At 63.4% G+C, this 25,711-nt stretch carries 24 protein-coding genes and 3 tRNA genes; 2 read left to right on the plus strand and 25 right to left on the minus strand.

From position 1 onward, the window contains the following. Positions 1-119 precede the first annotated feature (119 nt). Entirely contained in the window at positions 120-1,016 is an 897-nt protein-coding gene (locus BSY238_RS17610; RefSeq protein WP_069040292.1) for a recombination-associated protein RdgC, read from the plus strand. A gap of 18 nt (positions 1,017-1,034) precedes the next feature. Here the strand turns inward: BSY238_RS17610 and BSY238_RS17615 are convergent, their stop codons facing one another. From BSY238_RS17615 to BSY238_RS17705, 19 genes are all read right to left on the minus strand, one after another. Beyond that, positions 1,035-3,749 carry a putative bifunctional diguanylate cyclase/phosphodiesterase gene (locus tag BSY238_RS17615; protein ID WP_069040293.1) on the minus strand — a complete coding sequence of 905 codons (2,715 nt, stop codon included), beginning with the start codon at positions 3,747-3,749 and terminating at the stop codon, positions 1,035-1,037. Further along, on the minus strand, positions 3,750-4,268 hold the full coding sequence (locus BSY238_RS18995) for a prepilin-type N-terminal cleavage/methylation domain-containing protein (RefSeq protein WP_083224096.1): 519 nt from the start codon (positions 4,266-4,268) through the stop codon (positions 3,750-3,752). Between the two features lie 142 nt (positions 4,269-4,410). Continuing rightward, positions 4,411-4,486: transfer RNA gene (locus BSY238_RS17625), tRNA-His, on the minus strand. A 53-nt stretch (positions 4,487-4,539) separates the two neighbouring features. Then, positions 4,540-4,616 (minus strand) — tRNA-Arg (locus BSY238_RS17630). A 32-nt stretch (positions 4,617-4,648) separates the two neighbouring features. Beyond that, positions 4,649-4,725 (minus strand) — tRNA-Pro (locus tag BSY238_RS17635). 88 nt (positions 4,726-4,813) lie between these two features. After that, positions 4,814-6,901 (minus strand): polyribonucleotide nucleotidyltransferase, encoded by a 2,088-nt coding sequence (gene pnp, locus BSY238_RS17640; RefSeq protein ID WP_190295098.1) that lies wholly within the window; start codon positions 6,899-6,901, stop codon positions 4,814-4,816. A gap of 158 nt (positions 6,902-7,059) precedes the next feature. Beyond that, the gene (gene rpsO, locus BSY238_RS17645) at positions 7,060-7,329 is read right to left on the minus strand and encodes a 30S ribosomal protein S15 (RefSeq protein ID WP_069040295.1); all 270 of its coding nucleotides are present in this window, start codon (positions 7,327-7,329) and stop codon (positions 7,060-7,062) included. Positions 7,330-7,385: 56 nt separating this feature from the next. Then, a complete protein-coding gene (truB, locus tag BSY238_RS17650; RefSeq protein ID WP_069040296.1) occupies positions 7,386-8,315 on the minus strand; it encodes a tRNA pseudouridine(55) synthase TruB in 930 nt (309 codons plus the stop codon). Between the two features lies 1 nt (position 8,316). Beyond that, the gene (gene rbfA / locus BSY238_RS17655) at positions 8,317-8,691 is read right to left on the minus strand and encodes a 30S ribosome-binding factor RbfA (RefSeq protein WP_069040297.1); all 375 of its coding nucleotides are present in this window, start codon (positions 8,689-8,691) and stop codon (positions 8,317-8,319) included. An 18-nt stretch (positions 8,692-8,709) separates the two neighbouring features. Next, the gene (gene infB / locus BSY238_RS17660; RefSeq protein WP_069040298.1) at positions 8,710-11,454 is read right to left on the minus strand and encodes a translation initiation factor IF-2; all 2,745 of its coding nucleotides are present in this window, start codon (positions 11,452-11,454) and stop codon (positions 8,710-8,712) included. 12 nt (positions 11,455-11,466) lie between these two features. Then, positions 11,467-12,939, minus strand: a complete 1,473-nt coding sequence (nusA, locus tag BSY238_RS17665) for a transcription termination factor NusA (RefSeq protein WP_069040299.1) — start codon at positions 12,937-12,939, stop codon at positions 11,467-11,469. Beyond that, the gene (gene rimP / locus BSY238_RS17670) at positions 12,936-13,388 is read right to left on the minus strand and encodes a ribosome maturation factor RimP (protein ID WP_069040300.1); all 453 of its coding nucleotides are present in this window, start codon (positions 13,386-13,388) and stop codon (positions 12,936-12,938) included. Before rimP ends, nusA begins: the two co-directional genes overlap by 4 nt. Before the next feature lie 161 nt (positions 13,389-13,549). After that, positions 13,550-14,611 (minus strand): 23S rRNA pseudouridine(2605) synthase RluB, encoded by a 1,062-nt coding sequence (gene rluB, locus BSY238_RS17675; protein WP_442922956.1) that lies wholly within the window; start codon positions 14,609-14,611, stop codon positions 13,550-13,552. Then, on the minus strand, positions 14,598-15,167 hold the full coding sequence (gene scpB, locus BSY238_RS17680; RefSeq protein ID WP_069040302.1) for an SMC-Scp complex subunit ScpB: 570 nt from the start codon (positions 15,165-15,167) through the stop codon (positions 14,598-14,600). The genes rluB and scpB overlap by 14 nt, the downstream gene beginning before the upstream one ends. Beyond that, on the minus strand, positions 15,127-15,951 hold the full coding sequence (locus tag BSY238_RS17685; RefSeq protein ID WP_069040303.1) for a segregation and condensation protein A: 825 nt from the start codon (positions 15,949-15,951) through the stop codon (positions 15,127-15,129). Before BSY238_RS17685 ends, scpB begins: the two co-directional genes overlap by 41 nt. Next, complete coding sequence (locus BSY238_RS17690; RefSeq protein ID WP_069040304.1) at positions 15,951-17,153, minus strand: tryptophan--tRNA ligase; 1,203 nt, start codon at positions 17,151-17,153, stop codon at positions 15,951-15,953. The genes BSY238_RS17685 and BSY238_RS17690 overlap by 1 nt, the downstream gene beginning before the upstream one ends. Before the next feature lie 18 nt (positions 17,154-17,171). Beyond that, on the minus strand, positions 17,172-17,828 hold the full coding sequence (locus tag BSY238_RS17695) for a site-2 protease family protein (protein ID WP_069040305.1): 657 nt from the start codon (positions 17,826-17,828) through the stop codon (positions 17,172-17,174). A 33-nt stretch (positions 17,829-17,861) separates the two neighbouring features. Further along, positions 17,862-18,494: an L-threonylcarbamoyladenylate synthase gene (locus tag BSY238_RS17700; protein WP_069040306.1), complete on the minus strand. Its 633-nt coding sequence runs from the start codon at positions 18,492-18,494 to the stop codon at positions 17,862-17,864. A 109-nt stretch (positions 18,495-18,603) separates the two neighbouring features. Then, on the minus strand, positions 18,604-19,461 hold the full coding sequence (locus BSY238_RS17705; RefSeq protein ID WP_069040307.1) for a PHP domain-containing protein: 858 nt from the start codon (positions 19,459-19,461) through the stop codon (positions 18,604-18,606). An 80-nt stretch (positions 19,462-19,541) separates the two neighbouring features. Here BSY238_RS17705 and gcvH point away from each other — a divergent pair, with 80 nt between their 5' ends. Beyond that, a complete protein-coding gene (gene gcvH / locus BSY238_RS17710) occupies positions 19,542-19,919 on the plus strand; it encodes a glycine cleavage system protein GcvH (RefSeq protein WP_069040308.1) in 378 nt (125 codons plus the stop codon). 19 nt (positions 19,920-19,938) lie between these two features. Here gcvH and BSY238_RS17715 read toward each other — a convergent pair whose 3' ends face one another. The 6 genes from BSY238_RS17715 to ppx are packed head-to-tail and all read right to left on the minus strand — an operon-like array spanning position 19,939 to position 25,667. After that, on the minus strand, positions 19,939-20,676 hold the full coding sequence (locus BSY238_RS17715; protein WP_069040309.1) for a GAF domain-containing protein: 738 nt from the start codon (positions 20,674-20,676) through the stop codon (positions 19,939-19,941). Continuing rightward, positions 20,666-21,277 (minus strand): ABC-type transport auxiliary lipoprotein family protein, encoded by a 612-nt coding sequence (locus BSY238_RS17720; RefSeq protein WP_223300203.1) that lies wholly within the window; start codon positions 21,275-21,277, stop codon positions 20,666-20,668. Before BSY238_RS17720 ends, BSY238_RS17715 begins: the two co-directional genes overlap by 11 nt. Beyond that, positions 21,274-22,251 carry an MlaD family protein gene (locus tag BSY238_RS17725; RefSeq protein WP_069040310.1) on the minus strand — a complete coding sequence of 326 codons (978 nt, stop codon included), beginning with the start codon at positions 22,249-22,251 and terminating at the stop codon, positions 21,274-21,276. The genes BSY238_RS17720 and BSY238_RS17725 overlap by 4 nt, the downstream gene beginning before the upstream one ends. A gap of 2 nt (positions 22,252-22,253) precedes the next feature. After that, positions 22,254-23,024 (minus strand): ABC transporter ATP-binding protein, encoded by a 771-nt coding sequence (locus BSY238_RS17730; protein ID WP_069040311.1) that lies wholly within the window; start codon positions 23,022-23,024, stop codon positions 22,254-22,256. Beyond that, a complete protein-coding gene (locus BSY238_RS17735; protein ID WP_069040312.1) occupies positions 23,021-24,145 on the minus strand; it encodes an MlaE family ABC transporter permease in 1,125 nt (374 codons plus the stop codon). Before BSY238_RS17735 ends, BSY238_RS17730 begins: the two co-directional genes overlap by 4 nt. Positions 24,146-24,152: 7 nt before the next feature. Continuing rightward, positions 24,153-25,667 carry an exopolyphosphatase gene (gene ppx / locus BSY238_RS17740; protein ID WP_069040313.1) on the minus strand — a complete coding sequence of 505 codons (1,515 nt, stop codon included), beginning with the start codon at positions 25,665-25,667 and terminating at the stop codon, positions 24,153-24,155. Positions 25,668-25,711 lie beyond the last annotated feature (44 nt).

The raw sequence follows: 25,711 nt of genomic DNA on the forward strand, positions 1-25,711 counted from the left end.
GCTAGTTTGCATGCAATGGCGCCCTGCCGTCGATACCGTCGTTGCGTGGCGGCCGATTGTCCGGCGAGGCGCGGCTTGGCGGATCGCTCGTGTAGACTGCGTCCCTTTTTGCCGACGCCATGTGGTTCAAGAACCTCCAGATCTACCGCCTCTCCACGCCATTCACCGCAACACCCGACCAGCTGGCTGAAAAGCTCGCTGCGCAGGCTTTCCAGCCCGGTACCAGCATCGAAATGCAGCGCCTGGGCTGGGTATCGCCGCGCAACGATGAGTCGCTGGTGCACGCAGTGGCGGGCCAGATGATGATTGCGCTGCGGGTCGAAAAGAAGCTGCTGCCGGCGTCGGTCATCAATCAGTTTGCCAAGGCGCGCGCGCAGGACATCGAGGAGCGGCAGGGCTACAAGCCCGGCCGCAAGGAAATGCGCGAGATCAAGGACGCAGTCACCAATGAGTTGCTGCCGCGCGCCTTCGCCATCGCGCGCGACACCCGGGTGTGGATCGATCCGGTGCGCAACCTGATCGTCGTCGATGCCGCCGCCAGCGCAAAAAGCGACGAAGTGATGCAGCTGCTGAACGAAAGCCTGGAAAACCTCGGCGCCCGGCCCTTGCAGACCGCGCTGTCACCGGTGTCGGCGATGACCTCGTGGCTCGCGTCCGATGAGGCGCCCGCTGGCTTCACCGTCGATCAGGACACCGAGCTGCGGTCCAGCACACAGTCCAAGGCCACGGTGCGCTACACCCGCCATGCACTCGAAGCCGAAGATCTGCGCCGCCACATCGAAGCCGGCAAGCAGTGCACGCGACTGGCGATGACCTGGGCCGACCGGGTGTCCTTCACGCTGACCGAAACCCTGACCCTGAAGCGCATCGCACCGCTCGACGTGCTGACCGAAAAGGAAGATGGCAGCGGCGATGAAGCCGAGCGCTTCGACACCGACTTTGCGCTGATGACGGGCGAACTGGGCAGGTTGATCGATCAGCTGATCGAGACGCTGGGCGGCACGGACGCGCGTTGATGCGCACCGCGCGCGGGCTCACGCCGCAAAGGGCAGTTTCGCGAGCAGTTTTGCCGCCAGTTCATCGGGCGGCAGCGGGCGAGAGTAAAGAAAGCCCTGAATCAGATCGCACTCCATGTCGACCAGCAGGTCTCGCTGGGCAACCTGTTCCACGCCTTCGGCGACGATGATGAATCCAAGCGAGCGGGCGAGCGAAATGACCTGGCGGACGATGGCCTGCTGACGCATGTCACCCGCAAGGTTGCGAATGAATGCGCGGTCGAGTTTGAGGGTGTCGGCCGGCATTTCAGTCAGATAGACCAGCGAGGAATAACCGGTACCGAAGTCGTCCAGCGCAATCTTCACGCCGACGTCGCGCAGGCGCTGCAAGGTCGTGCGCACCGTGCCGCCTGCCCCGACCTCTGATGTTTCGAGAATTTCCAGTTCGAGCCTGCTGGACGAAAGGTCGTGCCGTTGCAGTGCCGCAGTAATCTTGTCGAAAAAATCCGCTGTCCCCAGATCGGCCGGGCTCACATTGATGGAGACCGGGATCGGCTGCAAACCCGCCTTGTCCCACGCTGCCATCTGCGCGCATGCCTTGTCGAGCACGAAGTCGGTCAGCCAGCTGTTCAGGCCGATGTCTTCGATCAATGGAAGGAAAGCGCCCGGCGACACCAGCCCGCGCGATGGCGATTGCCATCGGATCAGCGCTTCAGCGCCCATGATGGCGCCATCGTGCGCGCTCACCTTTGGCTGGAAGTGCAGCAGAAGTTCGTCGTTGTGAACGGCCCGTCGCAATTCCTGGGCGAGCTCGAAGCGCTCGCTTACCGCGGCGTTCATCGATTGCGAGTAAAAGTTGAAGCCGCCACGGCTGGACTTCTTTGCTTCGTGAAGCGCAACTTCGGCCGTACTCATCAACGATTCGAAATCGTTGGAATTGTCCGGATAGAGCGAGATGCCAATGCTTGCCTGCGAAATGACATACCGATCTGCAAGGCGCACCGGCGACGCCAGCAACTGGTGGATACGCTCTGCGATGTCATGCAACACAAGGATGCGTTCGGCGTCATCCATAGCCGTTACCAGCATCACGAATTCATCTCCGGCAAGCCGTGCGACCGTGTCTTCCGGCCGCATGAGGGACTCAAGGCGACGTGACGCTTCGATGAGAAACAGGTCGCCGGCCGTCTGGCCGAGCGCTTCGTTGATGGAATTGAAATCGTCAAAATCGATGCGCAGAGCGGCAACCGACGTCTTTTCCCGACTCGCACGCGTGAGCGCATGCGTCACACGATCGCGCAGCAGCGTGCGATTCGGAAGGCTGGTCAAGGCGTCGTAATGTGACTGACGGTAGAGCTTTTCCTCCCACGCGAAGCTGGATCCTGCAACCGACATCCGATCGGCAAGATTGCGTCCCGCGGTGATGATTTCCTCCTTGTCCTGCCGGCCATCGATCGCCAGGGCGAGCACGAGCAAACCGTCGAGCCGCCCATGGCTGCGCACTGAAAACACCAGCGCACCCCGACCCGGTTGTTGCGGCTGGCCACTCAGCAGCGACTCAACGTCGATCTGAACATCGTTCCATTCGTCGACACCGAGGCTGCAGATCTGCGTCAGGGCATCGGCCGACACACCAAGGCGCGGAGAAAGATGTCCGTCGACGGAACGCGCACGTGCATAGGTGGCCGATCCGTTCGCATCGATGAGTGCGATGCCTGCAGCGTCGCAGGGAATGGCGTCGAGCACGCCCGAAAGGATGGCTTCGTTCACCCGCGCCGGCTCGCCCGAACCGAGTACTGCGCGATCGAGTTCCGCAAGCAGTCGAAGCATGTTGAACTTGCGCTTCAGGCGATCGGACATCGTATTGAAGGTTGCGCCGAGCAGGGCGAATTCATCATCGCCCGGCACGTCGACACGGGTATCCATTTCGCCGCGGGCAAGACGTCTGACACCCCGTGTCAGCGCATCAAGCGGCTCTGTCTGCCGGCCGATCTGGCTCGCCGCCATCGCCACGATCAAGCCCAGCGCGAGCGCGAAGATTGCGATGAACCCGTAACGGAGGTGGGCGAGCGGCAAGGTCAGCGACTGCGCGGGGACAGTCGTTACCACGTGAAAAACGCCGGCCCCGTAAAGTCCGTCCAGGTGGGCACTCCAGTGACCCGCGAGGTGGGGCACGCCGTTGGACGATGCGGTGATCAGTGACCGATCCCTCGAAGACAGGTCAAGCACCGGGAGCTGCAGCCCCTGCGTGCACAGGATGGGACGCTGCTGCTTGTCGAGAATGCAGTAGGGTGTATCGACGGAATGTCTCTGCCACAAGGCTGCCGGGTCAAGGCGGCCGTAAAGTATGCGGTTGTCAGTGCTCCGACGGACGACAAACAAAGGCGCGTGCGCGCCGTAAAGGCGGACGGTTGCGCCGTGTGCAGCAAGCCCCCGCGCTTCGTCGGCATCGAGCGCCGGCACCTGCGGATCACGTTCGTCCCTGACCCAGACGAATCCACTTGCCCCCCCTGCGATTTCGCGCGCGCCGCTTTCTTTGAGCAGGTCGACGCGCAGGCTTAGCTCGTTGATGAGTTCCATGCCAAGGCTTTTGCTGTCATCACGCAGGCCGTGCTGGAGCTGATCCATCAGCTGCTCGCGCATTTCGCTGTAGGAGAAGGTCGCCAAGACCGCCATCGGCAGCAGGGCTGCGATCAGGAAGCGGCTGAAGAGGCGGCGTCCGAAGCGGCTCCGCAGATGAAGACTGACAGGCATTCAGTGATCGACGGCAAGGCCGACAAACGCGCCATTACCGGCACGTACAATGTCATCGCGCGACGTGGCAGCCGTGAGCGGCTTCTGGCTTCGGCCATCCTTGCCCAGGCTGTAGAGGTCGTAATCGCTGTTCAGCGGCACCAGATTCTTGTCCTTGCGCAGCTGACCCTGATTAGGGCGTGGTGTGCCGCTGATTCGCAGGTATTGGTAAGCGCTTCCCCAAGGATCGAGCATCTCGCCGAAGCCTGCCTCCGCGAGCGTGGCGGGAAACTCATTCGCCCTGATCACATGGCGATCGATTGCCATCATGATGCTCGTCATGTCGCTCATTGCAGCAGTTCGCTTGCTGCGCTCCACGTAGGCTTCATAGTTCGGGAGTGCGATTGCAACGAGAGCCCCGATGATCGCGACCACAGCAAGCAGTTCGACAAGCGTGAATCCCGATATCCGATGTGACCCCTGCACCGCGCACCCCTCGTGATGAATCGAAAAAGCATGGCGGGGTCTGAAGACCGACATGCACTTATCGTGTGATTAACGGCAGATCGGGATGATTGCTTGAGCACACGTAGAGCCGCGGTGCCGGCGTTCGGAAGCACCGGACGATGCAGGCCGACAAAGACTCAAAGCGGGGAGACTACGGGGGAAACAGCTTGAGGAGTGGGGTGGCTGATGGGACTCGAACCCACGACAACCGGAATCACAATCCGGGACTCTACCAACTGAGCTACAGCCACCACTGGAACGCTGATCGAGCGATCAGCGCTTGAAACTCTCGGGCCACACTGACTGGCCTGCCCGGCAGGAATCGAACCCGCAACCTACGGCTTAGAAGGCCGTTGCTCTATCCAGTTGAGCTACGGGCAGGTACTAAGTTACCGCGTTGCGGACCGATGTTCTGGTCGGGGTGGAGGGATTCGAACCCCCGACATCTTGCTCCCAAAGCAAGCGCGCTACCGGGCTGCGCTACACCCCGAGAGCGCGCGATACTACCGGCGCAAAGCCGCGCGGTCAATGGCTGCAAGGCGGGTGGATGAAGAAAAACCCACCCTGCCCCGCAGACATCACTCTGGCTGGTCGGTCGCTTCCGGCGCAGCGAGCAGCGCCTTCATCGACAGGCGGATGCGGCCCTTTTCGTCGGTTTCCAGCACCTTCACCTTCACCTGCTGACCTTCCTTCAGGTGGTCGGCGACGTTGGCGATGCGCTCGTTGGCGATCTGGGAAATGTGCAGCAGACCGTCCTTGCCCGGCAGCACGCTGACGATGGCACCGAAATCGAGCAGACGCAGCACCGTACCGTCATACACCTTGCCCACTTCGACTTCGGCGGTGATCGCCTCGATGCGGCGCTTGGCGTTCTCGGCGGCTTCGGCGCTGACCGACGCGATGGTGATCGTGCCGTCGTCGCCGATGTCGATCGTCGCGCCGGTTTCTTCGGTCAGCGCACGGATGACTGCGCCGCCCTTGCCGATCACGTCGCGGATCTTCTCCGGATTGATCTTCATCGTCAGCAGGCGCGGTGCATAGGTCGACACGCCTTCACGGGCGCCGCTCATCGATTCCTGCATGATGCCGAGGATGTGCTTGCGTGCCTCGTGCGCCTGCGCCAGCGCGACCTGCATGATTTCCTTCGTGATGCCCTGGATCTTGATGTCCATCTGCAGCGCGGTGATGCCGTTGTCGGTACCCGCCACCTTGAAATCCATGTCGCCCAGGTGATCTTCGTCGCCGAGGATGTCGGTCAGCACCGCAAAGCGGTTGCCGTCCTTGATCAGGCCCATGGCGATGCCGGCCACGTGTGCCTTCAGCGGAACACCGGCGTCCATCAGTGCGAGCGAACCGCCGCAGACGGAAGCCATTGACGACGAACCGTTTGATTCGGTGATTTCCGACACCACGCGCATCGAGTAGCTGAATTCGTCGGCCGGCGGCAGCACTGCGAGCAGCGCGCGCTTGGCCAGACGGCCGTGGCCGATTTCGCGACGCTTCGGCGTGCCGAAACGACCGGCTTCGCCGGTGGCGAACGGCGGCATGTTGTAGTGGAGCATGAAGCGGTCGCGATACTCGCCGCCCAGTGCGTCGATGATCTGCTCGTCACGGCCGGTGCCCAGCGTGGCGATGACCAGCGCCTGCGTTTCGCCGCGCGTGAACAGCGCCGAACCGTGGGTGCGCGGCAGCACGCTGTTGCGGATGTAGATCGGACGCACGGTGCGCGTGTCGCGACCGTCGATGCGCGGCTCGCCGTTCAGGATGCGGCTGCGGACGATGCGGGCTTCGATGTCGAAAAAGTAATTCTTGATGGTGTTCACGTCCGGCGCGTTGGCCGCGTCGGCGGTCAGTGCAGCCACGACTTCGCTGCGAAGCTCGTTCACGCGCTGGCTGCGGGTCTGCTTCTGCGTGATGCGGTAGGCTTCCTGCAGCTTGGCTTCGGCCAGACCGACAATGTTGTTCCACAGCGCTTCGTCGCGCGCCGGGGCCTGCCAGTCCCACTCGGGCTTGCCGGCGACTTCGACCAGTTCGTTGATCGCATTGATCGCGGCCTGCATCTGTTCGTGTCCGAACACGACGGCGCCCAGCATGATTTCTTCCGACAGCTGCATCGCTTCCGATTCCACCATCAGCACGGCGGCTTCGGTGCCTGCGACGACCAGATTCAGTTCGCTGGTCTTCAGCTCGGTGGCCGTCGGATTCAGGATGTACTGGCCGTTCGCGTAACCCACGCGCGCAGCGCCGATCGGGCCGCTGAACGGAATGCCGGAAATCGACAGCGCTGCCGACGTGCCGATGAGTGCGGGAATGTCGGAATCGACTTCCGGATTCAGCGACAGCACCTGCACGATGACCTGCACTTCGTTGTAGAAGCCTTCCGGGAACAGCGGACGGATCGGGCGATCGATCAGGCGCGACGTCAGCGTTTCCTTTTCGCTAGGACGACCTTCGCGCTTGAAGAAGCCACCCGGAATGCGACCGGCTGCGTAGAACTTTTCAGCGTAATCGACGGTGAGCGGAAAGAAGTCCTGCCCCGGCTTGGCCGTCTTCGAGGCCACGACGGTGGCGAGCACCACGGTTTCGTCGATGCTCACCATGACGGCACCACCGGCCTGGCGGGCGACCTCACCGGTCTCCAGCACAACCTTCTGGTTGCCGAACATGAATTCCTTGCGGGTAGCGTTAAGCAAGTTGATTCCTTTCGTTTCGATTCACGGCGGACTTGCACGCCCGCCAAAAAACAAACCGGCGGAGTCGCATGGACTCACGCCGGTGTGTTGTGTCAGGCCGATGAAGGCTTGACCGTAGTGTGCAGAAGCAATTACTTGCGCAGCCCGAGACGTCCGATCAGCGCACGATAGCTGTCTGCATCGGTGCGCTTGAGGTAATCAAGCAGCTTGCGACGCTGACTTACCATCTTGAGCAGACCACGGCGGGAGTGGTGGTCCTTCACGTGTTCCTTGAAATGGCCGGTGAGGCCATTGATGCGTGCGGTCAGCAGGGCAACCTGGACTTCGGGTGACCCCGTATCGCCGGCCACGCGCTGGAAGTCAGCCACAATGCGGGCTTTTTCGGCGGTAACGATAGCCATCTATCTAAACTCTCTCGTCTGGAAAACCCAAAATTATACGCCAGAACGGCGCAATCTCAAGCCTTTTGGCCACTTTCCTGAGGCAAAAGGCGTTTCACCTGCAATCGACCCGCGCATGCACTGACCAGGCCCAGAAACACGGTGCCGTCATAAGCCCGGGTGACCTGCCCGTCGACCATGGTCGCGCCGTCCGGGAAGGCCTCAAGCGGCACGATCTGCCCCTGGATCAGCCGTCGTGCCGACTCGCCATCGAGCTGGCAGGCCGGCAGATCCTGCAGCAGACAGTCGGGCGGAAGCAGCAGAGCCATGCGTTGCGCCTCGTCGAGCGCCGAAAGCGTCTCGAGCGTATGGGAGCAGTCGAGCGACAAGGGGCCGGTCAGCGTGCGGCGCAAGCCGCTCAGGTGCGCACCGCAGCCGAGCATTTCGCCGATGTCTTCGGCCAGCGTGCGGATGTAGGTGCCTTTGCTGCAGCGCACCCGCATCGAAAACGCGGGCAATGCGCAGTCGAGCAATTCGATCTCGTGGATGCGTACATGGCGCACCGCGCGCTCGATGGTTTCGCCGGCACGTGCGTATTCGTACAGCGCCTTGCCCTGGTGCTTGAGTGCGGAATGCATAGGCGGGATCTGCTCGATGTCGCCGCGGTGGGCTGCCAGTGCACCCAGCAGGCGTTCGAGACTTACGTCGACCGGACGCGTGTCGAGGATGTCGCCCTCGGCGTCGCCGGTGCTGGTGCGCACGCCGAGCCTGACCTGCGCGAGATATTCCTTGTCGGCATCCAGCATCAGTCCTGCGAAGCGTGTTGCATCGCCGAAGCAGACCGGCAGCAGACCACTGGCGAGTGGATCGAGCGTACCGGTATGCCCCGCGCGCGCGGCCTGAAACAGGCGGCGTGCTTTCTGCAGCGCGTCGTTCGAGCTCAGACCGATGGGCTTGTCGAGCAGCAGCACGCCATGAACCGCTTTCCAGCGCGATCGGGGTTGCAACTCAGTCTTCGCCGCTCGATGAAGGTCCGGAATGCAGCGCCTTGTCGATCAGGCGCGACAGGTGGTCGGCGCGTGCAAGTGTCTCGTCGTGCACGAAATGCAGCGCCGGCGTGGTGTGTATGCGCACCCGGCGACCGAGCTCGCGGCGCAGGAAGCCGGAAGCGCGTACCAGGCCTTCCTGGATGTGCTGCAGCGCCTCACCCTCCGCCATCGTGGTGTAGAAGATCTTGGCGTGCGCGTAGTCGGGCGTGATCTCGACCGCGGTCAGCGAAATCATGCCGACACGCGGGTCCTTCAACTCGGTCGCGATCAGTTGCGCAAGCTCTCGGCGGATCGCTTCCGACACCCGGTCGCTGCGTGAATAACGTTCGCTCATCTGTCGGGCGGGCCGCTATCAGGCCAGCTTGCGGGCGATCTCTTCGATCTCGAACACTTCGAGCTGGTCGAGTTCTTCGATTTCGTTGTAACCGCGCAGCGAAAGGCCGCATTCGTAGCCTTCCTTGACTTCCTTCACGTCGTCCTTGAAGCGCTTGAGCGATTCGAGCTCGCCGGTCCACACGACCACATTGTTGCGCAGCAGGCGCGCACTGGCGCCACGCTTGACCAGACCCGAGGTGACCATGCAGCCGGCGATGGTGCCGATCTTGGTGCCGCGGAACACCTGGCGGATTTCCACGGTACCCAGGATGTTCTCGCGCTTCTCCGGCGACAGCATGCCGGACAGCGCCGCCTTCACCTCATCGACAGCTTCGTAGATGATCGTGTAGTAGCGGATGTCGACACCGAAGTTTTCGGCCAGCTTGCGGGCGCCGACGTCGGCGCGCACATTGAAGCCGATGATGACGCCCTTCGAGGCCTGGGCCAGATTGACGTCGGTTTCCGAAATGCCGCCGACCGCCGCGTGAATGACCTGCACCCGCACTTCCGGCGTGGAGAGCTTGGTGAGCGACTGCACCAGCGCTTCCTGAGAGCCCTGCACATCGGCCTTGATGATCAGCGGAAGAACCTTGACCTCGCCCTCACCCATCTGTTCGAACATCGATTCCAGCTTGGCTGCCTGTTGCTTGGCCAGTTTCACGTCGCGGAACTTGCCCTGACGGAACAGCGCGATTTCGCGCGCCTTGCGTTCGTCGCCCAGCACGAGTGCTTCGTCGCCGGCGGCCGGTACGTCCGACAGGCCCTGAATTTCGACCGGGATGGACGGGCCGGCTTCGCTGATCGACTTGCCTGCTTCGTCCAGCATGGCGCGCACTCGGCCGAACACCTGGCCGCACAGGATGATGTCGCCGCGCTTGAGCGTACCCTGCTGCACCAGCACCGATGCCACCGGGCCCTTGCCCTTGTCGAGGCGCGCTTCGATCACCAGACCGCGGGCCGGCGTGTCACGCGGTGCGGTCAGTTCAAGCACTTCAGCCTGCAGCAGCACGTTTTCGAGCAGTTCATCAATGCCGGTACCGACCTTGGCGGACACCGAGATGAACGGCGAATCACCGCCATACTCTTCCGGCACGACACCTTCGGCCACCAATTCCTGCTTGACGCGATCGGGGCTGGCGCCCGGCTTGTCGATCTTGTTGATCGCCACGATCAGCGGCACATTGGCCGCCTTGGCGTGGTGGATGGCTTCGCGCGTCTGCGGCATCACGCCGTCGTCCGCAGCGACCACCAGAATCACGAGGTCGGTTGCCTTGGCACCGCGGGCACGCATGGCCGTGAAGGCCTCGTGACCCGGCGTGTCGAGGAAGGTGATCATGCCGCGCGGCGTATCGACGTGATAGGCGCCGATGTGCTGCGTGATGCCGCCCGCTTCGCCTGCGGCCACCCGGGCACGCCGGATGTAGTCGAGCAGCGAGGTCTTGCCGTGGTCGACGTGACCCATGACCGTCACGACCGGTGCGCGCGGCAGCAGCTCGACGTCCCTGTGCTCTTCGGTGGATTCGCCGAGGAAGGCTTCCGGGTCGTCCAGCTTCGCCGGCTTGGCGATATGACCCATTTCCTCGACCAGAATCATGGCCGTTTCCTGGTCAAGCACCTGATTGATCGTGACCATCTGACCGAGCTTCATCAGCACCTTGATCAGTTCGGTGGCCTTGATCGCCATCTTGTGCGCCAGATCGGCCACAGAAATCGTTTCCGGCACCAGCACTTCACGCACCACAGCCTCGACCGGGGCCTGCTGCTGGCCTCCCTGGTCGTGGTCGCGGTGGTTGCGTCCCTTGGGACCGCCACGCCAGCCACCGGTACCGGCGTCGCCGCGGGTCTTGATCTGGCGGCGCTTCGCAGCGTCATCCTTCCACGCGGTGCCTGGCTTCGCCTTCGCGGCAGGTGCCGGCTTGGCCTTCGCACCCTTGTCATCGGCCTTGGCCGGCTTGTGCAGGGTTCCAGGTGTCGCCTTCGGTGCAGCGGTTGCGACTTTTGCAGCCTCCGCCGCCGCCTTCTCCTTGGCGGCCTCTTCTTCCAGGGCACGCACCTGACGCGCCTCGATGTCGAGACGTACCTGAACTTCGCGTTCCTTCTTGGCCTTGAGCTCGCGCTCCTGGATGGCCAGCAATTCCGAGTGTCGCTTGGCTTCGCGTTCGCGGGCCGTCGGCGCACGCAGCACAGGCGCATCGGGCACGACGTCCGCTGCCGCCTCGCTCTCCGCGACCTCCGGTACCGGCTCGACGGCAATCTCTTCAACCACGGCTGCGACAGGTTCCGGCTCGGGCTCGGCAACCGGGATCACGACCGGTGCTTCCACCGGTTCGGGAATCGCAACCGGCTCGGGCACGACGATTTCCTCGACGACCGGTACGTCGGCAACCGCCTTCTGGGCCGCTTCTTCAGCCAGAAGCTCGGCCGGGTCCCGCTTGACGAGCACGCGCTTCTTGCGCACTTCGACCTGGACGGTTCGTGCCTGTCCGGATGAATTGGTCGCCTTGATTTCGGTCGTTTCGCGACGGGTCAGCGTGATCTTCGTCTTTCCCGCCGTGTCACCGTGCTGACGACGCAAGTAGTCGAGCAGACGGGACTTGTCCTGCTCGGTCAGCGAATCACGTTCGCTCTGCTTGTCGACACCCGCATGCCTCAGCTGCTCAAGCAGCGCGGCAGCCGGCATTTTCAGCTCGGTCGCAAATTGGGAAACACTCATCAACGCCATACCTGTCCTCGATTATTCAAACCAGTGCGCGCGCGCAGTGGTAATCAGCGATGTCGCACGTGCGGTATCGATGCCGGCGATTTCAACCAGTTCATCGACCGCCAGATCTGCGAGATCGTCACGCGATCGCACATTGGCTCGCGCAAGCTGCGCAGCCAGCGGCTTGTCCATGCCGTCCAGCCCGAGCAGATCGTCATCGACCTGCTCCAGCTGCTCCTCGTCCACGATGGCTTCGGTCAGCAACACGTTGCGTGCGCGGTTGCGCAGTTCATTCACCGTATCTTCGTCGAATGCTTCGATTTCGAGCACTTCGGCCAGCGGTACATAGGCAACCTCTTCCAGCGTCGAGAAACCTTCCTCGATCAGGATGTCTGCCACCTCTTCATCAACATCGAGCTTCGCCATGAACAGCAGCCGGATGGCCGCATTCTCGGCATCGGACTTGGCGGCCGACTGCTCGATGGTCATCAGGTTGATCTTCCAGCCGGTCAGCTCTGACGCAAGGCGCACGTTCTGGCCGCTGCGCCCGATGGCGATCGCCAGATTGTCCTCGCTGACGACAACATCCATGCTGTGGGCGTCTTCATCTACGACGATACTCGCAACTTCGGCCGGCGCCAGCGCGCCGATGACGAATTGCGCCGGATCAGGCGACCACAGGATGATATCCACCCGCTCGCCGCCCAGTTCGTTGGTCACCGCCTGCACGCGCGAACCGCGCATGCCGATGCAGGTGCCCTGCGGATCGACGCGCGGATCGTTGGATTTCACCGCAATCTTCGCGCGAATGCCGGGGTCGCGTGCCGCGCCCTTGATTTCGATCAGGCCGTCTTCGATCTCGGGTACTTCGAGCTCGAACAGCTTCATGATGAATTCCGGCACTGTGCGCGACAGGATGATCTGCGGGCCGCGCGCCTGGCGATCGACACGCAGCAGGATGGCCTTCACGCGATCGCCGACACGCAGGTTTTCCCGCGCAATGATGTGTTCGCGTGGCAGCAGGGCTTCCAGACGACCGCATTCGATGATGGCGTTGCCGCGTTCGATGCGCTTGATGGTGCCCGTGACCAGATGGTCCTTGCGTTCGAGGAAATCGCTCAGGATCTGTTCGCGCTCGGCGTCGCGGATGCGCTGCAGGATGACCTGCTTTGCTGCCTGTGCGCCAATGCGACCGAAATCGATCGGCTCGAGGGCTTCTTCGATGTATTCATCGAGCTGCACGTCGGCAATCTGGTCCTGCGCATCGGTCAGGCCGATCTGCGCCTCTTCGTTTTCGAGCTCGCTGTCAGGCACCACCAGCCAGCGCCGGAACGATTCGTACTCGCCGGTTTCGCGGTCGATGGTCACGCGAACGTCGGCGTCGTCATGGGTACGCTTCTTCGTGGCCGAAGCCAGTGCAGATTCAAGTGCGCCAAACACCACTTCGCGGGCGACATTCTTTTCGCGCGCCAGCGCATCAACCAGCAACAGAATCTCGCGACTCATCGTTTCAACTCCTGCTTGCGTTCAAAGTCCGGCACCAGACGGGCGCGCTCGATCTGCGACAACTCGAACTCGTGTGCCACACCCTTGATTTCCATGGTCAGTCGGCCGTCGCTGACACCTGCCAGGCGCCCGCTGAAACTTCTTTGGTTGTTCAACGGGATGCGTAGCCTGAGCTGCGCTTCCTGCCCGGTGAAACGGATGAAGTCGGCCGCTTTCTTGAGCGGTCTGTCGAGACCCGGCGACGACACCTCGAGCCGGTCGTAATCGACATTTTCGACAGTGAAGAGCCGTGTGAGGTGATTGCTCACCGCCACGCAATCATCCACAGTGATGCCCTGTTCCGCATCGATGAAAATGCGCAGCAGGCGTCCGCGCGGGGACGTTTCCACATCGACCAGTTCGTATCCGAGCCCGCTTACCGCCTGCTCGATGAGCTCTGCAACATTCATCCTTGCAACACAATTCCGGACGCACAAATAAAAAATGGGCTGACCGCCCATCAAACAAACGCCGGCACCGCCAGCGCGACAAGTCCGTTAGTGTATCAGAGCGCGACAATCCACTTCAATATGAATGGCCAGATTGCCCGCGCACAAGGATGTTTTGAAAGTCAGGATTCGCTGGCCGGGGCGGCCGACGGACGACGCCGGCGTCGTGGTGCGCGTTTGCGGGCCGGTGCTTCGCCGTCGGCACGCTGCGCCTGGACCGGCGCCTGACCGGACGGTGCGCCGTTGCCCGGTTCGCGCGGCTTGCGCGGGCCGCGCCGACGCCCATTGCCCTGCCCCGGTTTGGATGCAGGAGCGGCCTCTGCCGATTTAGCACGCGGCTTGCCTGTGGCCGGTACGGCGGTCAGCAGGCGGGACACTTCTTCCGGCTTCAGTTCTTCCGCTTCGCCACGGTGCAGGCGGCGCGGCAACTCGAACGGGCCATAGCGCACGCGCATCAGGCGGCTCACCGCAAGGCCGACCGCCTCGAACATGCGCCGAACCTCGCGATTGCGCCCTTCCGAAATGGTGACGCGATACCAGTGATTGGATCCTTCGCCGCCACCGTCGGACAGTGCATTGAACTTCGCGATGCCGTCGTCAAGTTCGATGCCGGTGGTCAGCCGGGTGGCCTGTTCGTCGGTCAGCTCGCCGATCAGGCGCACGGCGTACTCGCGTTCGAGCTCGTAGCTCGGGTGCATCATCTTGTTGGCCAACTCGCCACTGGTCGTGAATACCAGCAGACCTGAGGTATTGAAGTCCAGCCGTCCGACCGCGATCCACCGACCACCTCCGACGCGGGGAAGCTTGTCGAACACCGACGGCCGACCTTCGGGGTCGTCACGCGACACGATCTCACCTTCCGGCTTGTGATAGATCAGCACGCGCGGTGCGCGCGGTGCGAAATGGATGTGGATCAGCTTGCCATTGACGCGGACCTTGTCTTCCGGCCCGACGCGCTGACCGACGTGGGCCGGGAGGGCATTCACGCTGATGCGCCCGGCCACGATCCAGTCTTCCAGCTCGCGACGCGATCCGAGCCCCATGTCGGCAAGCATCTTGTGCAGCTTCTGCGGCTCGGAAAATACGATAGGACCGCGCTTCTTGGGACGGCTGTCCTGCGATCTGTAGTTGGCCACGTTGCCATTGACCTGGGGGCCGCCCGGTCTGCGCTTACCTTGCATCATCGAAATTCATCACCTTCTGTAGTTCGGCCAGGGGTGGCAGCTCGGCAAGCGTGCGCAGCCCCAGGTCGTCGAGGAATCGTCGGGTGGTGGCGTACAGCGCCGGTCGCCCGGGGACTTCCCGGTAACCTACGCTGTCGATCCAGCCACGACCTTCAAGTGCCTTGATGATGCCCGGCGACACCGACACCCCGCGGATGTCCTCGATGTCGCCTCGCGTCACCGGCTGGCGATACGCAATGATCGCCAGTGTTTCAAGCACCGCGCGCGAGTAGCGCGGCGGCTTTTCGTTCTTCAGTTTTTCCAGATACGGCTGCAGATCCGCACGGGTGCGGAAGCGCCATCCGGACGCGACCTGTATCAGTTCGACACCGCGCTCCGACCAGTCGTCGCGCAATTCGTCGAGCAGTCGACGGAGCACCGACGCATCCAGTTCCTCATCGAACATCCGTCTGAGTTCGGCGATCGACAATGCGTCCTGCGCTGCAAGCAGCGCCGCTTCGAGTATCCGCTTGATATCAGACGGATTCGGCGACAGCAGGTGTGGCGTGTCGGACATAAATCGGCGCAAAAGCTTCAATCTGAAGCAGTTCAATCAGGTTCTCGCGGGCCAGTTCAAGTACCGCGAGGAAATTCACCACCATCTGCCCTGCCGGAGCACCGGCTTCGAACAGCTGGTCGAAGCGCAGCGAACCTTCGTCTGTCAGGCGTCGCAGGATGCCGGACATGAATTCACGCACCGACAGGGCCTCGCGACTGACCTTGTGGTGACGGGTGACATCTGCGTGTCGCATCAGCGCCAGCCATGCCAGCTGGAGATCCGCGGCGCTCACCGCAGGCTGAATCTCGGCAATGCGCTCGGCGACCTGCACGCCCACCCATTCGTGCTCGCGCTGCGTGCGCGGGATGGCATCGAGCGCCAGCGATGCCGCCTTCATCTGTTCGTATTCGATCAGCCGCCGAACGAGTTCGGCACGCGGATCCTCGCCTTCGTCCGCCGATTCGCGCGGCGGACGCGGCAGCAACATCCGGGATTTGATCTCCAGGAGCATCGCGGCCATCAGCAGATATTCGGCTGCAAGTTCAAGGCGATGCTCGCGCATGGCCTCGACATAGACCAGATACTGCGCGGTCAGCGGCGCCATCGGAATGTCGAGGATGTCGACATTCGCCTTGCGGATCAGGTAGAGCAGCAGATCGAGCGGACCCTGGAACGCATCCAGGAACACTTCGAGCGCGTCGGGCGGAATGTACAGGTCGAGCGGAAGTTTTTCCAGCGTCTCGCCATACAACCGCACCGGCGTCGGTACAGCGGCTTCAACCAGGAGCGCGTCGCCCGACATCAGGCGTAGTTCAGACCCATGGCTTCGCGCACGTCGCGCATCGTTTCCGACGCCAGCTTGCGCGCGCGCTCGCAGCCGTCGGCGACGATGTTGCGCAACAGCATGGGGTCTTCCTCGTATTGCCGCGCACGTTCATGAATGGGCGCCTGTTCCTTCAGCACGGCATCGATCACCGGCTGCTTGCAATCGAGGCAGCCTATACCTGCCGAACGACAGCCTTCCTGCACCCACTGCTTCGTCGTCTCGTCGGAGTAGATCACGTGGAACTGCCAGACCGGGCAGCGGTCCGGGTCTCCGGGATCGGTACGGCGCACGCGCTGCGTGTCGGTCTTCATGCCGCGGATCTTCTTGGTGACCAGGTCCGGCTCTTCGCGCAGCATCAGTGTGTTGTTGTACGACTTGGACATCTTCTGTCCATCCAGCCCAGGCATGCGCGCGGCTTCGGTCAGCAGCGCGCCGGGCTCGGCCAGAATCATCTTGCCGCCGCCTTCAAGGTAGCCATACAGCCGCTCGCGATCGCCCAGACTCAGGCTCTGCGCCTCATCGAGCAGCGCGTGCGCCTGTTCCAGCGCCTCGTCGCGACCTTCCTGCTGGTACAGCGTGCGCAGCTCTTCGTACAGCTTGCCGCGTTTGCCGCCGAGCTTCTTCACCGCTTCGCGCGCCTTTTCCTCGAAGCCCGGCTCGCGGCCATACAGGTGGTTGAAACGGCGCGCGACTTCGCGCGTCAGTTCGACGTGCGGTACCTGATCCTCACCCACCGGCACCAGATTGGCACGGTAGATCAGGATGTCGGCCGACTGCAGCAGCGGATAGCCGAGAAAGCCATAGGTAGCCAGATCCTTGTCGGACAGCTTGTCCTGCTGGTCCTTGTAGGTCGGCACGCGCTCCAGCCAGCCCAGCGGGCACATCATCGACAGCAGCAGGTGCAGTTCGGCGTGCTCGGGCACGCGTGACTGGATGAACAGCGTCGCCTGCGACGGATCGACGCCAGCCGCCAGCCAGTCGATCAGCATGTCCCACACGCTGCGTTCGATGACCTGTGTGTCTTCGTAATTGGTGGTCAGCGCATGCCAGTCGGCGACAAAGAACAGACAGGGGTATTCGTGTTGCAGGCGCACCCAGTTCTTCAGCACCCCGTGGTAGTGGCCGAGGTGCAGGCGCCCGGTCGGGCGCATGCCGGAAAGAACACGTTCAGCGTACATGGTGTGGAATCATCCAGTTCAGAAAAGCAGCGCAATCAAGGCAATTCTGGCCAGCGTCAGCAGCGGGCGCAGGATACTGTCCAGCACGCCGGTCAGCAAAAGTGCAAGCAGCAGGAACAGGCCGTAGGGCTCAAGCCGGGCAAAGGCCAAAGAAGGTCCACGCGGCAGCAGACTCACCATGATGCGGCCGCCGTCCAGCGGTGGAACCGGCAGCAGGTTGAGCACCATCAGCAGCAGGTTGATCAGGATGCCCGCCTCCGCCATCAGCGTCAGCGGCTCGCCAAAATACTGGGGAGAGGCGTCCAATGCAAATTTGTAGACCAGTCCCCAGATGACGGCCATGACCAGATTCGCACCCGGCCCGGCGGCGGCCACCCACAGCATGTCCTGCTTGGGACGGCGCAACAGGGAGAAATTGACCGGTACCGGCTTGGCCCAGCCGAACAGCAGGCCGGGCTGGCCGAGCATCGCAGCGCCGAAATACATGACCAGCGGCACCAGTATCGTACCGACCGGATCGATGTGCTTGAGCGGGTTGGCCGTGATGCGCCCGGCCAGATGTGCCGTCGGATCTCCCTTGAGCAGCGCAGCGTAGCCGTGCGCAGCTTCGTGCAGGGTGATTGCCAGCACCACGGGAATGATGATGATGGCCAGTCGCGCGATCATGTCATCCATGTGCGCTCCCTGCGAGCGGCAGGCAGGCTGCACTCACGATTCGTCAAGACCGAAGCGCGATATGTCGCCGGCGCCGGCGCGTATCAGCACCGGCTCCCCGGACGACAGATCGATCACCGAGGTCGGCCGGGTTCCGCACGAACCGGCTTCGATCACCAGATCCAGTTCGTGCTGCAGGCGCTCGCGGATGTCTTCTGCATCGGTCAGCGGCAGCTCTTCGCCGGGCAACAGCAGCGTCGACCCGAGCAGCGGCTCGCCCAGTTCGGCCAGCAGGCTGGACACGACAGGGTGGTCGGGCACGCGCAGCCCGATGGTCTTGCGCTTCGGATGCAGCATGCGGCGGGGCAGTTCGCGCGTCGCTTCCAGGATGAAGGTGTAGGCGCCGGGCGTGGCGCTCTTCAACAGCCTGAACTGCGTGTTGTCGACCCGCGCCAGGCTGGCGATTTCCGACAGATCGCGGCACATCAGCGTGAAGTGATGCTGCGCGTCCACACCGCGGATGCGCCGGATGCGTTCCAGCACCTGCGCATCGCCCATGTGGCCGACCAGCGAATAGGCGCAGTCGGTCGGAATGGCCGCCAACCCGCCGGATCGCAGGATGTCGGCCGCCTGGCGTATCAGTCTGGGTTGCGGATTGTCGGGGTGAAGATTGAAAAGTTGGGCCAATTGGGATCGAAGGGAAAATCGGGGAGAAAAATCTGTGGCAGATCGCCTGTGTAAGTCGTTTCGGGCACGTCGCCCTGGCGCCGGCAGTTTCGGGACGCCATGCGCAAGCTCAGGTCATGCAGATCACGCGTTCGTTCAGTTCCGGCGACCGCCATATCGGCTGCAGATCGTCAGGCAACGGTGCGCTGCGCCCCAGATCCACCGCGCTTTCTTCGGGCGCATGAAAATCCGAAGCGCGCGAGGCATAGAAGCCGAATAGGCGTGCCAGGCGCGCAAAGGTACGCACTTCAGCGTCGCCGTGCGAGCCGGACACCACTTCGATGCCGCGGCCGCCGAGCGCATCGAATTCTTCGAACAGCTGTTCGATACGCTCACCCGAAACGCGGTAGCGCCCGGGATGGGCAATCACCGCGACGCCGCCGGCGCCATGTATCCAGGCCAGCGCCTGCGGCAGTGTGGTCCATAGGTGGTCAACAAAGCCCGGTCGCCCGGGTACCAGAAAGTTGCGGAACACCGAATGAATGTCGGCTGCATAGCCCTGCTCCACCAGTACGCGCGCAAAGTGCGAGCGCCCGACCAGTGTCGGATTGCCGGCATGGCGCATCGCATTCTCGTACGGTGCAGCCACGCCCAGCAGTGACAGCTCATCGGCAATGCGCTGGGCTCGGGCATCGCGCCCGCTGCGCACCCGGGTCAGACCGGCGGCCAGATCCGTATTCGAAGGATCTATGCCCAGCCCGACGACATGTACCGTGATGCCACCCCAACTCACCGACACTTCGACACCATCGATGAAGGACAGGCCGCACTGCATCGCAGCGTTGCGTGCTTCGTCGAGCCCGTTCAGCGTGTCGTGATCGGTCAGCGACCACAGTTCGACGCCGTTCGCCGCTGCGCGCACGGCCAGTTCCGAGGGCGCAAGTACGCCGTCGGAGTGGCAGGAATGGCAGTGCAGATCAGCGTTCATATCCGCCTGATTCTATCAGGCCATCGTCTCCCGCCCGGCGCAGCTACAATTCGAACTGGTCTTTTCAACCTGGAACTGCAATGAATCACCCGGACACTCTTCGCTACACAGACACGCACGAATGGGTCAGGATCGAACAGGACGGCAGCGTGACGGTCGGCATCACGGACCACGCTCAGGACGCGCTGGGCGACGTCGTTTTCCTGCAATTGCCCGAGATCGGTCAGCAGGTCGCGCGCAGCGACTCGATGGCCGTCATCGAATCGGTCAAGTCGGCTTCGGATATCCATGCGCCGGTGTCGGGCACGGTGACGGCAGTCAATCCGCCGGTCGCGGATGCACCCGAACAGGTCAACAAGGATCCCTACGGGGCCTGGATGTTCGTCATCAAGCCGGATGACGCCGGCGAACTCGATGTGCTGATGGACGCCGCCCGCTATACCGCCTCCATCGCCTGATAGCCCGGCCGCAGCCTGCCTACGATTTGCCGCGGCCGATGCGCTGGCCATGCTTGCGCAGGCTGCCTGACAGCTGGTCGATGATTTCGCCGGCCGCGGCAACGATCTGGTTCGGCCCGAAACCGGCCGACTTCATTTCCCGATAGAAGGACTTGGCCAGGAGCTTGGCCATCTGGGCCGGCTGTGCCGCACCCTGTGTGAAGGCATCCATGGCAGGCAGCGGTACCTTGCCGCCGCTTTCCAGCGCGCGCTGCGCAAAACCAGAATTCAGCAGGTAAGCCAGCTGTGCGACCTGGATGGCCTTTCCCGCGTACAGCGCCAGCGCAGACAGCAATTGCTGGTCGATGGCGGTGAAGGGCGCTTCGCCGCGCGGTCGGCGCACATTGATCACGCCCAGTACGCGGCCATCGAGCGAAAGCGGCTGGCAGATGAAACTGCCGCCCTCGCCCCGCACCCGGACATCGGGCGCGGCGGCATCGACGTCATCGATACGCTGCGCGACACCGCTCGCCAGCACGCTGCCGGATGTAGACATGCCGACGCCGACCCTTGCCTGCACGGCGTCGTCGGCCATTTCGCCGCGCCACGCTGCAAGCCCGAGCAGCGCCTGCTCACCTTCGCCGTCTGCCAGCATGATGGACGCCCGCGCGCAATGCACGCCCGACCACACGGCATCGATCACCTGATCGAGCGCCGCCTGCAACAGACCGCGACCGGCATCAGGCAGCGGCGACGGTTTCGGCTTCTCAGCAGCCATCGCCCGCGCCTTTCATCGTCCAAGATGCGACCCACCCTGCAATCTGGACACCCAATGCATCGACTGCACGCGCCGATGCCGCCACGCCGGCGGCCGCATCGGCGCCGGTCGCCGGCTCGCTGATCGCGAACGGCAGGCTGGCCAGCACCCGCTGACCGCGCATGTCGGTCAATACCGCGCGGCCGGACAGCAAGGCTCGCACACTGTCCGGCCGGTCGTAGTGCTGGATGAATTCATCGATGTCGACCCGCAGCCGGCAACCCGGGCCCGCACCGGCGTCGTCGGTCTGCAGCATCTGGCGCAATGCGACCGCCAGCATTTCAGGCGGCGATGCGGCCCAGCGGCTGAATGCATAGACGTCGCGTCGCGTCGCACTTTCATAGGCAAGGCGATAGTGCATCGCACTGCCGTCAAGCCAGCTCGCCGACCTGACCTCTATGGAGCGCAGCCCCGGGATACGCTGCAAAGCGGCGCGTGCGCCGCCCAGATCATGCAGCGCAGGTGCCGGCGGACGACTGACCAGCGGCCCGCACCCTGCCAGCCCCACCAGCAACAGCGACAGCACAGCCGTCCGGACTCGCCGCATTGATCCAGCCTTCATCGACGCCCTCCTTCCGTGGCTGGCGCAAAACCGGGTTCGCCCGGTCCGGCACGGGATGTTTCGCGCCCCAGCAGCAGTGTCTGCGGCGATGATTCAAGTTCGCCCAGCACCCGGTTGAGCTGGCGCGAATTGCGCTGTACCTCGTCGATCAAGGTCTGCAGCCGGGGCAAGGTGTCGTCGGTGACCTGCTGTCCGGCCACTGCGGTCAGCGCATCGACGCGATCCGCCAGCTGTTTCATCGAACCCAGCAAGGCGCGCAGATCTTCCGCCGCCCGGCGCCCTTCGCTGCTGGTCTGTTCGACGCTGGCCAGAATGCCGCTCAGGCGTTCGACATTCTGCGGTGACAGGACGGCCTGCGTACGTTCGAACGTCTGTCGGGCCTCGGCGAGCACAGCCGGCAGCCCGGCCAGCGACTTGTCCAGATGCGCACTGGCCGACTTCATATTGGCGAGTACGCCGGAAATCCGCTCGATGTTGCCATCGTCGAACAGCACGTTCACGCGCAGCAGAACCTGCCGCAGCACGGCCATGGTGTCCGTTGCCTGCGAACCGAGCGCGTCGAACTGCGAACCACCGAGCGGTATGCGTGCAGGACCCTGTTCGCCGGCGAGCAGCGGCGTCGGATCGGAGCCATCGTCGTCCAGATCGATCAGTGCGAGTCCGGTCACGCCAAGATAGGACAGGCGCGCGCGCGTGGCGGCGGTGACTGGAAATCGCTCCGGAATGTCGATGCGGACATGGATTTCGCGCGGTGCGTCGGGATTGATCGAAATCTCCTTCACCTTGCCCACCCGGATGCCGCGGTAGCGGACCTGCGCCTGCGGACTGAGTCCGCTGACATTCGACGTCGTCACCAACAGATATTCGCGCCCCACTTCGCTGTCGCTGGACAGGTACCAGGTCGCGAGCCCGACGCATGCGCTCATCAGCAGAAGGAACAGCCCTGCGGCAAGGGCGTGGGCGCGATTTTCCATCTTCAGCGCACCGTGGCGTCCGGCGCGCGCTGAAGGCGACCGGAGGCGAAGAAGTTCTGGATGAATGGATGGTCGACGTTCATGACATGATCAAGCGGGCCATAGGCCAGTATACGTCGCTCGCCCAGCACGGCGACCTGTGTTGCCAGCGCTGTCAGCGTATCGATGTCATGGGTGACCAGAACGACGGTCAGGCCGAGTTGCCCGCGCAGCGTACGGATCAGGCTGACGAAAGCGGCCGAGCGGTCCGGGTCGAGGCCGGCGGTCGGTTCGTCGAGCAGCAGCAGTTCGGGTTCGAGTGACAGCGCCCGCGCCAGTGCCACCCGCTTGATCATGCCGCCGGACAGTTCGGACGGCATCAGCCAGGCATGCCGGGGTTCAAGTTCGACCATGGCCAGTTTCATCATGACCAGATCGCGGATGGTGGCGCGATCCAGCCAGCGGAGCTCGCGCAGCGGGAAGGCAATGTTTTCGAGCACATTGAGCGCCGAGAACAGCGCACCTTGCTGGAACAGCACGCCGAAGCGCTGGCGCAGCCGGCGCTCGGCCAGCGCGTCGCCGCAGAACAGCGGCTGGCCGAACACGCGTATCTGCCCGGCGTCAGGCTGCAGCAAGCCGATCACCTGGCGCAGCAAGGTCGTCTTGCCGCTGCCCGAACCGCCGACCAGCGCCACCACTTCGCCAGCCGCGACGGACAGGTCGATGTCCTGATGCACCACGTTCGTGCCGAAGCGCGTCACCAGCCCGCGAATGTCGATGACCGGCGCGCTCATCCGCCGGGCAGCCCGATGTGACGCGTGGCAATGGCGAACAGCGCATCGACCAGGATGACGCAGGTGATGGCGCTGACCACCGATTTGGTCGTGTTCGTCGACAGACTTTCGGTATTGGGCTTTACCGACAGCCCGAAATGGCAGGCCACCAGCGCAATCACCAGCCCGAACGCAACGCCTTTAGCCAGCCCGATGTACAGATTGGCGATCGGCACCACGCGCGGCAGCGTGTCGAGAAAGAAACCGTAGCTCATGTCGAGCTGTATCGATGCGGCCACCATGCCGCCGAACAGTGCGGCCGACGATGTCCAGAGCACCAGCAATGGCAGCGCCGTCACCAGCGCCAGCACCTTGGGCAATACGAGGCGCAGGCTGCGCGGCACGCCCATCGTCGCCAGCGCATCGATTTCTTCGGTCACCCGCATCACGCCCAGCTGAGCCGTCATCGCCGAGCCGGAACGTCCGGCTACCAGCACGGCGACCAGCACCGGTCCGAGTTCGCGCACGATGCCGATGCCCAGGATGTTGATGATGAACACGTCTGCGCCGAAGGTCTTGAGCTGCAGCGCCGACAGGTATGACAGCACGACGCCGATCAGGAAGCCGACCAGAGCGGTGATCGGCAGCGCACTGACGCCGGTCTTGTACAGATTGGCGGAAATCTCGCGCAGCGGCGCATCCTGCGGCCGGCGCGCGATGTGCAGCAGGTCGAGCAGCAACTGGCCGATCAGTGCGACCAGATCGCCGATCTGTCGTCCGAACGACAGGCCGGCCCGGCCCAGTGCAGCCAGCGAGTCGAACGACGTCGCCCGCGGTGGTGCCTCACGACTGCGTGCGCCAAGCACCGAAGCGGATTCCAGCATGGCGCGCGTGTGCTCGCTGGCGTCGAGCGTCGCAGGAAGGTGGTCGCCCCAGATGCGCCACAGCAGACAGGCGCCGAGGCTGTCGATGCGTGCGATACCGGTCAGGTCCCAACGCGCAGCCGACCGTGCCTCACCCGTGTCGAGTGCGGCGCGCAACGCGACTATCCTGCCTTCCAGCCCTTGCAGCGTCCAGTCGCCGTGCAACGATGCGACCGGCGCAGCACCTTCCCGATCGAACGATACGGTCGGTGCGCTCATGCAGAGGTCAGCGCATCACGCCGGCTGCAAGGCGAGCGGTGCGCAGCTTCAGGTCGATTCCTATCACGCCCCACAGCCTCAACTCGTCATTAAGGCTGGCGTGGGTCAGTGGCGACGCCGACAGCCATTCCGCCCGCGCGCCAAGCTGATAGCCACTGCCGGTGCGCTCGATGGTCAGCGGCAGTTCGGTGAAATCTTCACGGCTACGATGCAGCAGCACGGCCAGGCGCAGGCAGAGGATCAGCGACCAGTCGCGCGCGTCGGCCGAAGCCGAATTCACCTTTTCGAGCTTGCCGCGATGGGCCAGCACGATGCGCGCCAGACGCGATTGGTCCATGCGCGAAAAACCCGGCATGTCGGCGTTGCCGACGATGTAGGCGCTGTGCTTGTGATAGCCGGCGTGCGCGACCGAAATCCCCAGTTCATGCAGGCAGGCTGCCCAGCTCAGCATCTGCAGGTCGGGGTGATCATCGGGATGCTCGCCCGTTGCCGCCGGATTGAGCGCGCGGAAAAGGCGCATCGCCGTACCCCGCACGCGCTCGGCCTGCTTCTGGTCGACCTGATAACGCCGCATGAACTGCAGTACCGTCGCATCACGCAGATCCTGATGGTGATAGCGGCCGAGCAGGTCGTAAAGCACGCCCAGCCTGAGCGCCCCTTCCGAGAAACTCATGCGTTCCAGCCCGAAAGCATCGAACACTGCCGACATGATGGCGAATCCGCCTGCCAGCACCGGCAGGCGGTCGGGGCGCAGGCCGGCGATGCCAAGCCGGTTCACGTCGCCGACGCGCAGCAGCAGCGCGCGCAGCTTTTCCATCGCCTCGCGGGTCAGCGCACCCTGCGACCAGCCGTTCAGTTCCATGATGTCGAGCAGCGCCCTTGCCGTACCGCTGGACCCGACGGCTTCGTCCCAACCGAGCGAGCGGAAGCCGTATTCGATGGTTTCCAGTTCGCGCCGCGCCGCCAGCTCGGCTTCGCGCAGCGAGCGCTTGTCCATCCGGCCATCCGGAAAATAGCGCAGGCTGAACGCCACGCAGCCGATGTACAGCGACTCCAGCGCCAGCGGCTCGAAGCTGCGACCGATGATGAATTCGGTCGAGCCGCCGCCGATGTCGACCACCAGTTGCTGGCTCGACGGGTTGGGCAGCGTATGCGCCACGCCGACATAGATCAGCCGCGCTTCTTCGCGCCCTGCGACCACCTCGATCGGAAAACCCAGCGCCGCTTCGGCCTGTGGCAGAAGTTGCGGTGCATTCTTGGCCACGCGCAGGGTGTTGGTGGCCACTGCGCGCACCTGATCCGGTGCGAAGCCGCGCAGACGCTCATTGAATCGAGACAGGGCTTCGATGGCCCGAAGCTGCGAAGGGCCGTCAAGCAACTTGCCCTGGCCAAGTCCCGCCGCCAGCCGGACAGTTTCCTTCAGGCCGTCCAGCGGATAGATCTGATCGTCGACAACGCGGGCAACCTGGAGACGGAAGCTGTTCGAGCCCAGGTCAACCGCAGCGAGTAGTTCGTAGCTCATGCATCCGTAACTGAAAAATCGTCAGCGCCGGAGTTTAGCAGCCG

The organism is Methyloversatilis sp. RAC08 (genome assembly GCF_001713355.1).
In the GTDB taxonomy this organism is placed as follows: domain Bacteria; phylum Pseudomonadota; class Gammaproteobacteria; order Burkholderiales; family Rhodocyclaceae; genus Methyloversatilis.

Excerpts from the sequence above, each read along its gene's own strand:
- BSY238_RS17610 (WP_069040292.1), top strand. The coding sequence starts at position 120 with ATGTGGTTCAAGAACCTCCAGATCTACCGCCTCTCCACGCCATTCACC.
- BSY238_RS17615 (WP_069040293.1), bottom strand. The coding sequence starts at position 3,749 with ATGCCTGTCAGTCTTCATCTGCGGAGCCGCTTCGGACGCCGCCTCTTC.
- BSY238_RS18995 (WP_083224096.1), bottom strand. The coding sequence starts at position 4,268 with ATGTCGGTCTTCAGACCCCGCCATGCTTTTTCGATTCATCACGAGGGG.
- pnp (WP_190295098.1), bottom strand. The coding sequence starts at position 6,901 with ATGTTCGGCAACCAGAAGGTTGTGCTGGAGACCGGTGAGGTCGCCCGC.
- rpsO (WP_069040295.1), bottom strand. The coding sequence starts at position 7,329 with ATGGCTATCGTTACCGCCGAAAAAGCCCGCATTGTGGCTGACTTCCAG.
- rbfA (WP_069040297.1), bottom strand. The coding sequence starts at position 8,691 with ATGAGCGAACGTTATTCACGCAGCGACCGGGTGTCGGAAGCGATCCGC.
- infB (WP_069040298.1), bottom strand. The coding sequence starts at position 11,454 with ATGGCGTTGATGAGTGTTTCCCAATTTGCGACCGAGCTGAAAATGCCG.
- nusA (WP_069040299.1), bottom strand. The coding sequence starts at position 12,939 with ATGAGTCGCGAGATTCTGTTGCTGGTTGATGCGCTGGCGCGCGAAAAG.
- rimP (WP_069040300.1), bottom strand. The coding sequence starts at position 13,388 with ATGAATGTTGCAGAGCTCATCGAGCAGGCGGTAAGCGGGCTCGGATAC.
- rluB (WP_442922956.1), bottom strand. The coding sequence starts at position 14,611 with ATGATGCAAGGTAAGCGCAGACCGGGCGGCCCCCAGGTCAATGGCAAC.
- scpB (WP_069040302.1), bottom strand. The coding sequence starts at position 15,167 with ATGTCCGACACGCCACACCTGCTGTCGCCGAATCCGTCTGATATCAAG.
- BSY238_RS17685 (WP_069040303.1), bottom strand. The coding sequence starts at position 15,951 with ATGTCGGGCGACGCGCTCCTGGTTGAAGCCGCTGTACCGACGCCGGTG.
- BSY238_RS17690 (WP_069040304.1), bottom strand. The coding sequence starts at position 17,153 with ATGTACGCTGAACGTGTTCTTTCCGGCATGCGCCCGACCGGGCGCCTG.
- BSY238_RS17695 (WP_069040305.1), bottom strand. The coding sequence starts at position 17,828 with ATGGATGACATGATCGCGCGACTGGCCATCATCATCATTCCCGTGGTG.
- BSY238_RS17705 (WP_069040307.1), bottom strand. The coding sequence starts at position 19,461 with ATGAACGCTGATCTGCACTGCCATTCCTGCCACTCCGACGGCGTACTT.
- gcvH (WP_069040308.1), top strand. The coding sequence starts at position 19,542 with ATGAATCACCCGGACACTCTTCGCTACACAGACACGCACGAATGGGTC.
- BSY238_RS17715 (WP_069040309.1), bottom strand. The coding sequence starts at position 20,676 with ATGGCTGCTGAGAAGCCGAAACCGTCGCCGCTGCCTGATGCCGGTCGC.
- BSY238_RS17720 (WP_223300203.1), bottom strand. The coding sequence starts at position 21,277 with ATGAAGGCTGGATCAATGCGGCGAGTCCGGACGGCTGTGCTGTCGCTG.
- BSY238_RS17725 (WP_069040310.1), bottom strand. The coding sequence starts at position 22,251 with ATGGAAAATCGCGCCCACGCCCTTGCCGCAGGGCTGTTCCTTCTGCTG.
- BSY238_RS17730 (WP_069040311.1), bottom strand. The coding sequence starts at position 23,024 with ATGAGCGCGCCGGTCATCGACATTCGCGGGCTGGTGACGCGCTTCGGC.
- BSY238_RS17735 (WP_069040312.1), bottom strand. The coding sequence starts at position 24,145 with ATGAGCGCACCGACCGTATCGTTCGATCGGGAAGGTGCTGCGCCGGTC.
- ppx (WP_069040313.1), bottom strand. The coding sequence starts at position 25,667 with ATGAGCTACGAACTACTCGCTGCGGTTGACCTGGGCTCGAACAGCTTC.